General features: G+C 51.6%; 12 protein-coding genes. 3 read left to right on the top strand and 9 right to left on the bottom strand.

Annotation, left to right across the window (positions count from 1 at the left end; all coding sequences use genetic code 11):
- Window positions 1-93: 93 nt before the first annotated feature.
- The 9 genes from ACJJIM_RS01450 to dnaX form a co-directional block, all read right to left on the bottom strand.
- Entirely contained in the window at window positions 94-939 is an 846-nt protein-coding gene (locus ACJJIM_RS01450; RefSeq protein ID WP_444912159.1) for an AAA family ATPase, read from the bottom strand.
- 172 nt (window positions 940-1,111) lie between these two features.
- The gene (locus ACJJIM_RS01445) at window positions 1,112-1,792 is read right to left on the bottom strand and encodes a YEATS-associated helix-containing protein (protein ID WP_108731891.1); all 681 of its coding nucleotides are present in this window, start codon (window positions 1,790-1,792) and stop codon (window positions 1,112-1,114) included.
- Between the two features lie 415 nt (window positions 1,793-2,207).
- Window positions 2,208-2,588, bottom strand: coding sequence for a hypothetical protein (locus ACJJIM_RS01440; protein WP_282934168.1), 381 nt, complete (start codon window positions 2,586-2,588; stop codon window positions 2,208-2,210).
- Window positions 2,589-2,784: 196 nt separating this feature from the next.
- Window positions 2,785-3,234, bottom strand: coding sequence for a YcgN family cysteine cluster protein (locus ACJJIM_RS01435; protein ID WP_444892841.1), 450 nt, complete (start codon window positions 3,232-3,234; stop codon window positions 2,785-2,787).
- A 10-nt stretch (window positions 3,235-3,244) separates the two neighbouring features.
- On the bottom strand, window positions 3,245-3,532 hold the full coding sequence (locus ACJJIM_RS01430; RefSeq protein WP_413664475.1) for a YcgL domain-containing protein: 288 nt from the start codon (window positions 3,530-3,532) through the stop codon (window positions 3,245-3,247).
- Window positions 3,529-4,659 (bottom strand): ribonuclease D, encoded by a 1,131-nt coding sequence (gene rnd, locus ACJJIM_RS01425; protein WP_444912158.1) that lies wholly within the window; start codon window positions 4,657-4,659, stop codon window positions 3,529-3,531. The genes ACJJIM_RS01430 and rnd overlap by 4 nt, the downstream gene beginning before the upstream one ends.
- A gap of 9 nt (window positions 4,660-4,668) precedes the next feature.
- Window positions 4,669-5,274 (bottom strand): recombination mediator RecR, encoded by a 606-nt coding sequence (gene recR / locus ACJJIM_RS01420; protein WP_444912157.1) that lies wholly within the window; start codon window positions 5,272-5,274, stop codon window positions 4,669-4,671.
- Between the two features lie 30 nt (window positions 5,275-5,304).
- Window positions 5,305-5,649 (bottom strand): YbaB/EbfC family nucleoid-associated protein, encoded by a 345-nt coding sequence (locus ACJJIM_RS01415; RefSeq protein ID WP_413664473.1) that lies wholly within the window; start codon window positions 5,647-5,649, stop codon window positions 5,305-5,307.
- Between the two features lie 55 nt (window positions 5,650-5,704).
- Complete coding sequence (dnaX, locus tag ACJJIM_RS01410) at window positions 5,705-7,681, bottom strand: DNA polymerase III subunit gamma/tau (protein ID WP_444912156.1); 1,977 nt, start codon at window positions 7,679-7,681, stop codon at window positions 5,705-5,707.
- Between the two features lie 235 nt (window positions 7,682-7,916).
- On the opposite strand from dnaX, the gene ACJJIM_RS01405 reads away from it, so the two are divergent.
- The 3 genes from ACJJIM_RS01405 (at window position 7,917) to ACJJIM_RS01395 (ending at window position 12,860) form a co-directional block, all read left to right on the top strand.
- A complete protein-coding gene (locus ACJJIM_RS01405) occupies window positions 7,917-8,444 on the top strand; it encodes an RNA polymerase sigma factor (protein ID WP_413664471.1) in 528 nt (175 codons plus the stop codon).
- A gap of 338 nt (window positions 8,445-8,782) precedes the next feature.
- On the top strand, window positions 8,783-9,835 hold the full coding sequence (locus ACJJIM_RS01400; protein WP_413664470.1) for a FecR family protein: 1,053 nt from the start codon (window positions 8,783-8,785) through the stop codon (window positions 9,833-9,835).
- A gap of 523 nt (window positions 9,836-10,358) precedes the next feature.
- Entirely contained in the window at window positions 10,359-12,860 is a 2,502-nt protein-coding gene (locus ACJJIM_RS01395) for a TonB-dependent receptor (protein ID WP_444912155.1), read from the top strand.
- Window positions 12,861-13,069 lie beyond the last annotated feature (209 nt).

Below are 13,069 nucleotides of genomic sequence, written 5' to 3'. Positions count from 1 at the left end.
CGCAGTCAGCACAGAGAAAAAATAACACCCGGTTAAACCGGGCCGAAATCACCGAGGACAATTTCAGCCCTCGGTGACATTAACCAACACAGTTTAGCGATTATCGCGACGGGCCATAAACGCCAGGCGCTCCAGCATATGGACATCCTGCTCGTTTTTCAGCAGGGCACCGTAGAGCGGCGGAATGGCATTGCTGCTATCGCTGTTTTTCAGGATCTCCTCGGGAATATCATCAGCCATCAACAGCTTGAGCCAATCGATCAGTTCGGAGGTCGAAGGCTTTTTCTTCAGGCCTGGAACCTCGCGCAGCTGGAAGAAAATATCCATTGCCTCGGCCACCAGCTGCCCTTTGATCCCTGGGTAGTGCACATCGACAATTTTGCGCATGGTGTCACGATCGGGGAAGCTGATGTAATGGAAAAAGCAACGGCGTAAAAAAGCGTCCGGCAACTCTTTCTCATTATTGGAAGTGATAATTACGATGGGGCGCTGCTTGGCCTTGATGGTTTCGCCAGTCTCATAGACAAAGAACTCCATACGATCCAGCTCAACCAGCAGGTCGTTGGGGAATTCGATATCCGCTTTATCGATTTCATCGATCAGCAGCACCACGCGCTCTTCTGCCGCAAAGGCCTCCCAAAGCTTACCGCGCTTAATGTAGTTGCCAATATCGTGAACCTTATCCACCCCCAGTTGGGAGTCCCGCAGGCGGGATACCGCGTCGTACTCGTACAGGCCCTGCTGGGCTTTGGTGGTGGATTTAATATGCCACTGAATCAGCTTTAGTCCGAGGCTCTCTGCTACCTGCTCGGCGAGCAGTGTTTTGCCGGTGCCGGGCTCACCCTTGATCAATAGTGGGCGCTGCAGGGTAACGGCCGCATTCACCGCCATCTGCAAGTCGTCGGTCGCTACATAGCTTTCGGTACCGGTAAACTTCATAACTGCTCCAATCCTGTCGTCGAGGCTAACTATCTCTTTTAGCGAATGATAATTGAACAACAGGTTGGGGGCGAGGCGGTAACGCTCAATTTGGATGACCAGCTTGCGCTGGGGGAATTTGCCAGTCCCGCAGGGCGAGCCTTGAAAGTACGCGTGGGCTTACCGAAGCAGCCTAGGCCATCTGGGTACTGCGGCGGTGTACAACCTGGCGACCTTTGCCGGTGATATACCAGCGGATGCCCAGGTGACTGTGAATTTTCCCGACCATCTCCAGCACCAGCAAGCTATTCAAGGCGCGGGCTATAGAATTGGTTTCCATACCGCTGTCCTGCACCATGCCGGAAAGAGACCGAAATACACACTCCCCGGTATTTAACAAATGCAGCACCTGTAGGGCATTGTCATCCAATTTACGGATCTGATTGAAATCGATGGTCGGCCCCTGCTCGGGGTCGCCCTCAATTTCATGCTCCAATAGGGGCATCATTTCCAACTGCATGGTGCGCAGTTCCTGCTCCATATTCTCTACTCGGGCGCGGGCAATACTGGCGTCTCGCAACTGGCGCCGCGCGGCGTTAAACACGAACATACGTGATGCAATTGCAGCGAGCAGGCAGTAACCGGTAAAAATCAATAAACGCGAGGGGTCACCCTGGATTTCTATCAACAAGTCACTCTGGGTGAATTTAAGGAATATCGGTACCATCAAGGCGCCACACAGCCCCATAATCAGGCAACGTGCGAGCCCCGCTGGATCTTCTTCGGTAAACAGCATTTGATAGTAATTGACCAACCCACCCAAAATGCCCGAAACCAGCATTACTGCAGTCAATATAAGCAGGTGATCGAGCATCAGTATTCCTCAGCCATTCGGCTCTCACTGCCAATCCGGGCAAGTGGGTATTGAACTGAATATTTCACTCTATTCACGACTGCCCTTGCCCTCTTCCCCTATTAGGTGCGAGGTATTTCCCACATGCCGGATACAGCCGCCTCTTGTTGTTACTGGATACCTGGCAGAAAAGTGACACTGCTTTTACATTGTTTTGCATTGCGCCACAGCGGGAACCAGCTTAATAGATATAGCAGCTGTCATTGACTGGGGTTGTCGGTCTAAAGGGTTTTAGCGCCTTTGATACGAGCAACCGAGTGAAGGCCTGGATATAGGCGTCGAGGAGGGACGATGGCTGCGCAAGTGAATTAAAGTGCAACAAAAAATACTGGGGGAATGGCTACCCTGCCCTCAGGCATGACAGCCATATCTTGGGTTATTGTTCGTTAAAGTAGGGATCTTCATCAAAGCGACGACGCCTGTCCCGGCGAAACCTCATCAGCAAGCTGACAATCCCCCAAACAACCATGATCGCCAGGGCTCCACCCGAAGCGAATATCAAATTGGTAGTGACCTCTGGCGCCGCTCCATTTTCTTCAAACAGCGTTTGATAAACAAATAGCGGCAACACCGGCACAGCAACTGACTCCGCTACAGAGGTCTTTGCCGGCGCCAGCAACACCGCCGCAGCCACTAACAGTAGAGTCTGGCGCACCCAACTCCATCGCCAATTGCGCATAAACCACCAGCCCGCCAACAGCATAACCAGTGTTGAAGCGGCGTATACCATCCAGGCAAATTGGAAATCTTCTGTCATTCTCTCACTCTACTTTCTGGCACACCGATTTAATATCGGGCAAATATGCCAGGGTCCTTTACATCGTCACTCGCTCGGAACCGGCATATTTACGCCGCTTCGCAGACAAGCACTGCCAGCCATAAATCGATCCGAAGAATGATTTAATTATGCGCAATATTCAAAGGCGTTCACAGGTCGCAGTTCCCGTTTGCGATCAACCTTGTTCAACCCAAGAGACAATATGATCCTCCATATCGTCTGAATGAACCGACTCTTCACTGACAACGCGCCCACGCACCGATATCCCCGCCCGATGTACGGATTCCGGGTCCCCCGACACCAGTGGGTGCCAGTCCGCAAGAGGGCGCCCTTCCGCAAGACTGCGGTATGCGCAGGTGAGCGGCAACCAATCGAATTCGGCAATATCCTCTATACGCAACTGAATACATCCGGGAACATGGGCTTTGCGCTGGCTGTACTCACTGCACTGGCAGGAATGGGTATCCAACAGGCGGCAGGCCACATTAGTGAGGTAGACCTCACCCGTATCCTCATCCTCCAAGCTGTGCAGACAGCAGCGACCACAACCGTCACAAAGCTGCTCCCACTCGGATCGACTCATTTGCTCCAGCGTTTTCCGCCGCCAAAAAGGCTCCTGTGCCATTTAGCTCGACTCAGCGTTGCAACTTGCTGTTCTTCAGCGCGATTTCACTCATTTCGGAATCGGCTATTGGCGGCATCTGTAAGTAATAGCCGCGAGTGAGCACCTCTTTGAGCAACTTGTCCGCCTCTGCACGGGCCAGCTTTTTGTCCGGCGTCACCAACATCGTAGTGACGTGCTGCGGCTTGCCGAAAAGCTCCAGTAGATTTTTGGGAACCCTCGTAGTGCCTTCGCGCTTATCCACGTACAGATACATTTCGTCTTTATTTGGACTGCGATAAATATCGCATAAAACTTTCACTTCAATTCCTCTTTACGCAATTGTTTCAGAGCTTCGAGCAAAGGGTGGCCAATCACATCGGCCCGCCACCCTGTGAGCCGCCCCTCTAACTCGGGTCGACGGGCCTGGACCAAGGCTTCCAGCTCTTTTTTGCGAATTAATATTTCGGCAGGCAACCCGGCCCGCTCGGCAATAGACACCATCTCAAGCCGCAGTTGCTTGAGGATCTCTCCCTGCTGCCGGTTGAGAGGCTGCTGCATTCGCGCAGGAGGATCGCTTCTCTCGCAGGCTTGGGCAACGATTTTTAACAGGGCCTCTCCGTGCTCACGCAAAGCCCGCCCTTCCATACCCAGTTGGCTCAAGGCACCTCTATGTCGAGGCAACTGTTGGGCCAGGCCGAGACAGATATTCTCTTTCAACAAGTGATTGCGCGGCATATTCAGCGCCCTGGCCTGCTTTTCGCGCCAGGCACACACATCCTGTAGCACTGCCAGTTGTTTACTGCGCAGGCGCCAGGCACCTTTCACTTTTTGGTAGTAAATCTCAGGCGGGTTCGGGTTTCGAGCCGTGACCACCAATGATGCACAGTCTTCCTGCAACCACTCCAGGCGCCCCTTCCCATTGAGGTCCTTTACCAGTACGCCGTAGAGTACCGGCAACCAAGCGACATCGAGGGCGGCATAGGTTTTCTGTGCATCACTGAGAGGTCTCTGCAGCCAGTCCGAGCGGGTTTCACTCTTGGGCAATTCAATATGCAGTAGCTGGTTAACTGTCGCCGCATAACCTAAGCCCGCTCCCATGCCACAGATCGCAGCGGCAATTTGGGTATCAAAAATGGGCTCGGGGATCACCCCCAGCAAGCGCTCCAGGGTTTCCAGGTCCTCACTACAACTGTGCATGATTTTAGTGACAGCGGTATCGAGCAAGAGGTCGCGAAGCGGCTGTAACTCCTCAATCGCCAAATTGTCGATCAGGTAGCAGTGTTTTCCATCACCTACCTGGACCAGGGCCGGTTGGGGATAAAAAGTACGGCTGCGCATGAACTCGGTATCCAGGGCTACCGCACTCTGCTTGCGCCATTCTGCACACAACTCTACCAGCTGCTCGTAACTGTCGACCCAGCGTGGAGTGGTATCTATTTCTGTCATTGATATCACTCAACTGCCGGAAAAAAATGCGGTTCGACTATTAAAGGCGTGGGCGAGAGTGCCGCCATCGATATATTCCAGCTCTCCGCCGATGGGCACACCGTGGGCAATCCGGCTCACCGTCACCCCCTGGGCACGAGCTCTCTCCGCGATGTACTGCGCGGTAGCTTCACCTTCTACCGTAGGGTTAGTGGCGACAATAAGTTCGCGCAACTGCTCAGTAGCGAGCCTCTGCTCCAGCAAGTCGATCCCCAGGTCCCCCGGGCCAATACCATCGATGGGCGAGAGATGCCCATGCAGGACAAAGTAGCGACCGTGGTAATTACCGGCCTGCTCAATAGCCAGAACATCAGCGGGCGTCTCAACCACGCACAGTGAGTCCTGCTCGCGCCGGCTATTGCTACACAATGAGCAAACGGGCTCCTCTGTCAGGGTGCGACACTGCCCACAGCGCCCCACTTGTTCCACCGCTCGTGTCAAACTCTGGGCCAGCAGGGAGGCAGCTTCTCGGTCTTTTTCCAACAGGTACATCGCCATGCGCTGCGCGGACTTGGGGCCCACACTGGGCAGACAGCGGAGCGCGCGGATCAGCTCTTCAATCAGGGGACTAAACATACAAACTCAAAACCAGTGGATGGCCACTTCTTAAAAGGGGAACTTAAAGCCTTCAGGCAAATTGATACCTGAAGTCAGGTCTCCCATCCCCTGCTTTTGCAGTTCCTGTGTTTTTTCCTCTACACGGCGCACAGCGTCGTTGACCGCAGCGGCCAGCAGGTCTTCCAGCATTTCCTTCTCCTCAGTCATCAGGGAGGGATCAATTTCCACAGATGTCACATCGTGGCGACCATTCATCGTCACCTTGACCATACCCGCCCCAGACTCACCGCAGATGCGAAGCTCAGTCAGGTCCTGCTGCATCTTCTGCATTTTTTCCTGCATATCGGCCTGCATTTTCTGGGCCTGCTGCATCAAATCGCCCAAACCTTTCATAGGTAACCTCTATCTTGTGCATGTGGCCCCGGAACAAACTGGGCCCTAATTGTCATTAATCTTCTACTACTAGTGATTCTACGGAACCCGGCACCAGTTCCGCACTCAATTCTATCTGTAACTCTTGAACCAGCGGGTCAGCGACCAGTGCATCCTGGGCAGCTTCAAGCCGCGCTTGGCGGGTAGCTGCGACTAATCGGGCGGGGGTACTCCCATGTACCTGCCCTACTTGTATCTGCGCTACCACAGGCTGTTGGAAGAAGTCAGCCAGAGAGTCCCCCAGACGCCGCTGGTGAACTTCGTCGTAGAGGCTGCTGTAGGATTCATCCAGGGTGAACGAGAGTATATTGTCCCGCCTGCCCACCATCTCCAAGTGCTGGGCAATGGAGTGCAAAATACCGGTAATACCCAGCTGTCCATACATTACCGGCCAACTGCCAGGCGTTAATGCTTCCAAACGCCCTTTTGGCACTTCCTGACTGCGGCTTTCTACCGGAGCCTCCCGCGAGGTATTCACCGTATTTTGTGGTACTGGTTGCTGTGATGCCGGCGCCGACTCCACTTCCGCAACTCGCTGGCGAAGCTCGGCCAGGACATCTTTACGCTGGGGACGCTCTTCTGCCACTCCCTGGACAGGAGGCGGGCTTGTAATTTGCTCCGGCTGAGCCTCCGTCGCTGGCTCACTGATCATTTCAGCTGGGGCTGCAGGCTCTACCTCCCTTTGCTCTGCCTGATTCTGCAACGGCTGCAGGCCCTGCACTGCCTGCGGGGGAGCCACATCAACCTTTGTAACAGCCTGCGGCTGTGCCGCTTCAGGCTTTTTTGCCGGACTGACCTCCGGTACTTCTGGCGCTACAGGGGCCTGTGGCTGTAGCGCTTCTAGAGCTGGTGCTGGTGAAACGGATTCGGAAGCCGATGGCAGTGGAGAACGGGGAATATCCGCAACTCCCTGAGGACGGAAGGCCAGCATCCGCAGTAGAGCCATTTCAAAGCCACTGCGCTGATCCGGGGCCAAGGGCAAGTCACGCCGGGCCAGCAGGGCCATCTGGTAATACAGCTGCACATTTTCCGGGGCGATACGCCCAGCTAAATTTCTCAGTCGCTCACCATCACCCAGGGAATTATCGATAGATTGCGGCAACACCTGAGCCACTGCGATACGGTGCAGGTTATCGGCGAGTTCTGCCAGCGCAGCACTGTAATCAGGGGCCTGCTGAGACAACTCAGCAACTGTGGCAAATAAAGCCTGTGCGTCCTCTTCAGACAAGGCTTGCAGCAGCTTCCACACCAAACCGGTATCGATACTGCCCAGCATACCGCGCACTTCTGCCTCGGTAATTTGCCCCCCACCAAATGCGATGGCCTGGTCAGTAAGACTCATCCCATCTCGCATACTGCCATCTGCGGCGCGACCGAGATGCCACAGGGCCCCTTCTTCAAACGGAACCTGTTCTTGCTCCAACACAAACTTCAAGTGCCCCACAACCCGCTCGGGGCTCATATTCTTCAGCTTGAACTGGAGACAGCGGGACAGCACGGTAACCGGCAACTTCTGCGGATCAGTCGTTGCCAGTAGAAACTTCACATGGGGAGGCGGTTCTTCGAGGGTTTTTAACAGCGCGTTAAACGAGCTGTTCGACAACATATGGACTTCGTCGATCAGGTAAACCTTGAAGCGACCCCGGGTCGGTGCGTACTGCACGTTCTCAAGCAGTTCACGAGTATCTTCGACCTTGGTACGCGAGGCTGCATCCACTTCGATCAAGTCGACAAAACGGCCATCGGCAATCTCATTGCAAGTGTGGCACTGGCCACAGGGTTCAGAACTAACTCCCTCTTCACAATTCAGACACTTGGCCAGGATTCGTGCGATCGTGGTTTTACCCACACCACGGGTACCGGCAAAGAGGTAGGCGTGGTGCAAGCGGCCATTATCCAGGGCGTTGATCAACGCCTGGAGAACATGCTCCTGTCCCACCATCTCGCGAAACAGCTTCGGCCGCCACTTCCGTGCCAGTACTTGATAACTCATTCAATCTCCGGTGCTCGACACACCTCTGCAAGGTCTTATTGTCTGCGCCTGTGGCGCGGCCGCCATTATACCGGCATCCATCGCCAGGCATAGAGAATCGAAGAGTGTGACCAGTCAAGTTCTATCGTACCTCTCGTAGCGAAACCAATGCTTGTGATATAACTGTGCGCCAGCTCGCACTAAGAACAATCAGTCCATAACTACAGCGAGCAGGGTACGGGGATCACGATCAGTAATGAATAAGGCCAGGAAGACGCTTCTTGAAAGGCTGTTTACCGAACACGGACAGGCCTTGGTACGCTTTGTCTCTCGCATTGTAAAAAGCCCTGACGATGCCGAGGATATCGCCCAACATGCCTATCTACGCCTGCAAAAACTCAGCGATGAGAAGGAACTTGAGAATCCACGGGCCTACCTCTACCAGATTGCCAATAACCTTGCTGTGGACCAGCTGCGTCGGGGCAAGCTTCATGTAGAGTATGTGAGCCAGCAGATCCCCATGGAGGGTGAGCCCTACACCGACGACCATGCGGACCATCAGTCACCAGAAAGGTTGCTGGCAGCCCGCCAGCAACTACAGTCCATCTACGAAACCATGGACAAGCTGCCCCTTAAGTGTCGCCAGGCCTTTCTATTGCATAGGACCCGGGGCCTCTCCTATAGCGAGATAGCTAAGGAGATGAATATCTCCGTGAGTAGTGTGGAAAAGTATATTTTGCAGGCTTTGAAAGCGTGTCGTAAGAAGGTGACTCCTGAAAGGTGACCTTCAGTCAGTTGCGCCACTTGTGACATATATCCTTAAAATAACGATAAAAAAATGAACCACCAGTATTCACACCTTAACAACAACTCCACAAAATTATTTGAGGGGGGAAGCTGTTCAGTCGTCTCAGCTTCGAAGGACCGAATTGAGTAAACCTAAATACTCTACATACAACAGAACATTTTACTGCAATTCAGTAAAAACTCGTTGGAATGACATTTTTATTCGACGGTATGCGCGGTAGAGGTCGCACAAATCCAGAAACTTTGAGTAATATGCCGCCCTGAATATCAAAGTACTAAAGTAACACTTCGTAAACCCAAGATGCTAGAGCAACCATGATGACTAACCCTAAGCAAGCAATAAGTGAAGAAAGCCTTGACCAGGCTTGCGCTTGGGTTGCTCGTTTGCGCTCTGACTCGATTACATCTAGCGACCGTCACCAGTTCAAGAAGTGGATTTCCCAAGAAGAGAATCAGCTGGCTTTTGCCGAAATCACTGAACTCTGGGGAGACCTGGGTGCTTTATCTCACCTACCGGTAGATACATTGTTCCCTGAAAGCATCCCCTCTCCGCAAAATAGAACTGCGATTTGCTCCGCATCCACCGATAACGCACAGGGGCAACAAAGCTCAAAGCAATGGACATTGCCGCAGTGGCTTATGGGCGGCGGTCTAGCAACCTGCGGAGCAATAGTTGCCCTGTGGGTTGGATATCAGGGTATGGGCGGCGAACTCAAGGCTCAAATATATGCGACTGAACGCGGACAAATACAGACAATAAACCTGTCCGATGGCTCAGAAGTAAAGCTGAACTCCAATAGTGAACTGCGGGTGATCTATAACCGCAATGAGCGCCGCACTGAGTTAGTTCGAGGTGAAGCCTTCTTCGAAGTGGCAAGGCAAACTTCTCGCCCCTTTACTGTTACTGCCGGCAGCGCCAATATCCGCGTATTGGGAACCGAATTTAACGTTGAACTCAACCCACAGAGCACAAGAGTATCTGTAACTGAGGGCACAGTCTCAGTCAGCGAAACCGATAGCGCTCCCGGCTTGGAGCCTGAATCAGTACAATTGGTCAAGAACGAGAAAGTCAGCGTTTCTGAAAGAGGACTCAGTCCAATTGGCCAAACATCACCGGAAGAAGCTACCGACTGGACAAAAGGACTGCTAGTCTTTGAAAAAACCCCACTTAAGGACGCTTTAACCGAGTTAAACCGTTATTTAGCTGTTCCAGTTGCCGCCTCCCCCCAAGTAGAGGACAAGTTGGTTTCAGGAACCTTTGAGATTTCCGACCCAGATAGCACCTTGAAAGCAATCGCTACTGCGCTCGATTTACATGAAGACCACAGCGACTCCAACCTGACTATCTTGTCTCCCGCACATAACTAGGTTATAACCGTCGATACGGCGGTTATATATTACACAAGCAAAATAAGCCCGCCCAAAAACTAAGAAAAACTATCAATTTGCTGCATTTTGACATGCTGCATGTATTTGAATGGGCACCTCATTGACACTTAGGTACTGGATAACAATATCCCTTGTGTTAGCGCTTTGCTCCCCTAGCGCTACCTACGCCCTATGCCCTGAATCGGGAATCGAAATCCCCAAAGGGAGCCTCTCTCAAGCTCTGATATCACTGGGCCAACAATGTAAAATATCACTGCTGGTTAGAGCCTCATCAGCTGCAAAATTTCAAGTTAACAGGCGGACACTACTTAGCCCCGACGGCCAATTTGAGCCCGCTTTAAAGCAACTATTAGAAGGAGTGCCGCTATCCTTCAAAAAAGTAGGCCCATCATCAGTAGCAGTTATTGAATCACCCCAGGCTAATACTAGCCCGCAAATAGCAACAGGTATTTTACAAACTGAAGAAGTAACGGTTACGGGTCAGAGCCTAACGGGAAGTCACTTGCGCCACTTCCAATCAGAAGGATACCTGCCGGTAGACCGTCTTTCGCGAGACCAGCTGGAAATGACCGGCGCTCAGACTATTGCCGATTTGCTAAAGTTTTTACCTGCTATCTCCGGCAACTCCACAAGCACTTCAGTTAGCCAGGAGAGCGATGGTACTGCAGCAGTCTCCCTGCGCGGCCTACCAGCCAATAGCACTCTTGTTCTCCTCAATGGGAGACGAATCATCAGCGATGGGTTTAATGGAGAAGCAACCGACTTAAACACTATCCCTCTAGCTCTTGTTGAAAGAGTCGAAATTCTAAAAGACGGGGCTTCGGCTGTTTATGGCTCCGATGCTATCGCAGGAGTTGTGAATATTATCCTGCAAACTGACTTTGAAGGGCTCACAGTGAAGAGCTATTACGGACAAGCTTCACAAGGTGATCGACAGAGTGAATCCCACCATTTAACCTGGGGATGGAGGGGGGACCGGTCTCACTTAATGTTAAACCTGGCCCAAAATCGCCAGGGAAAAGTAATGAGCCGGGACCGAGATCTCTCCAGCTCAGCGGATAGTCGCGCAATTGGGGGGACAGACCAGAGATCATCCGCCATCCCAGATGGCTTTATCGCCCTCGAGAGAAATGAGGTGTTAACCAACCTCTCCCCCGGAACCTATCAGAGCTGGTCGCCGGAAGAGAAATTTAACTACAGCGACTACACCTCAGCAATTACCCCCACCCAAAGTGACTCAATATACATAGCCGGCAACCTGGATATCGGCGAAAGCACGCAAGCTTTTTCTGAAATTATGGGAGTCCGATCTATCGGAGTATCAACCTCTGCTCCCACCCCTGTATTTACACGCTTTGACAACGGGGACCTAACGATAGCGGCTGATAATATTTACAATACTTTTAACGAAGAAATTTATGATGTCCGCAGACGCGTTATCGAGCTTGGCCCAAGGACACAAAACAACCGAACAAACACCTGGAGACTCAATACCGGAATTAAAGGCTTCTGGAATGAGTGGCAATGGGAACTAGGTGCCTCAATTCACAGAACCTCTAAGAAAGAAACACTAAACAATGTAATAGATCCCTTTGCGCTCTCCCTGGGGCTAAAAGGACCAGATGTCTGCAATATCACGACCTCCTGTGTGGCTGTAAACCTTCTTGGCCCCAGCGGAAGTATTGATGCGGAACAGCTAGAGTTCATTCGCGGCAAAAGTGTAACCACTAGCAACTCCCGAATGACATCTTTCACATTCATAACTGACGGCATTATCAAAAAGATATCAGCAGGAAATATTCTTGCAGCAGCAGGAATTGAGTTCAGACGGGAAAGCGTAAATCTTCACTCCAATGATAATTTTGGAATGTCCTTTATTGGTGGGCACGCCCCTGGATCTACAGAAGGAACCCGGCTTGTCAAAGAAGCTTTTGCTGAGGTGTCCATCCCGCTTATTTCAGAAAAGCTGTGGCTAGATGGTGCCATTAGAAGCTCTCACTACGACGACTTTGGGGATACTAGTAATCCCAAACTGGCTCTAAGATGGAAACCAGCCCCCTCCCTTCTTGTACGAAGCAGCTATACCACTGGGTTCAGAGCCCCAACTCTTACAGACATGAATCAACAGGGCTACCAAACACAAGAATTTCTATTCGACCCCTGTACCAGCACAAATGCAAGCGACCTTCCTGGCTGCCAATTTCAGTCAGACAGTTCACGGATACAATATTTAACTGAATTTAGCGGTAATCCAGATCTAGCTCCAGAAACATCCCGAACAATTTCTCTTGGAGTGACATGGGAACCTCTCAGGCTTTCCGACTTTATTGCTAAGTTTGACCTTTATGACATCGACGAAGACCAAGTGATCGGCACTAACCCCCAGTTTTTATTGGATCAAAATGCCTACTACAACCTTTATACGGATTTAGTCAAACGCGACCAAAGTGGCGATATCACCAAAATATATGCTTCTCGTATAAATCAAGGAAGCCGTGAAATTCGAGGATATGACGCCGCTTTTCGTTATCACTTCCAACTAGAGGGTGATAAGGAGCTGCATTTGGCTTTAAACATCAGCAGAATGCTTCACTACCTCAATCAAAGCTCACCTAACTCAACCAAAGAAGATCTATCTGGCACCTTCACAGATATTTCAGCCGGCGGCCCAGGATCATTGCCAAAGTGGAAAGCCAATGCTGGAGCATACATAAAAAAAGGCCCTTGGAATGCCGGCTATACCGTCCATTACGTGGACAGCCTTAAAGAAACGTTTACCACCCTGGACGGCACTAACGAAAGCCGCAATATCAGCGACTGGTCATCACATGACATTCAGGTTGCTTACACCCCGAGCTCTCGACTGAGATTTGCGTTCGGTATCAATAATTTACTAGATCGCTCACCTCCTTTTGCTTCAACCGCAGAGAGCAATAACCACGACTACCTTACATATGACCTAACAGGTCGATTCTTTTACGGAAGCTTCTCCCTAAGCCTTTAAGTTACACCTCTCTACTCAAACCTCTTCTGCCTCCCCTTTTACCGCTCTCAGACAGACCAAAAATAAAACAAAAAGATCGATGAGCGAGCACGCGCTGACCTACCAAACCTGACAATACGTAGTATCAGAAAAAAACACGATTCTTTTGAGGGGTTCCGCCCGCCAAACGTTAATAGGTGTGTTGGGAGGGAAGTAGCCACTTGGGGGTA

Source organism: Microbulbifer maximicatervae (SeqCode) (assembly GCF_052467615.1).
The sequence above is the reverse complement of the archived record's forward strand: the minus strand, read 5'-3'. Positions and strand labels throughout refer to the sequence as shown.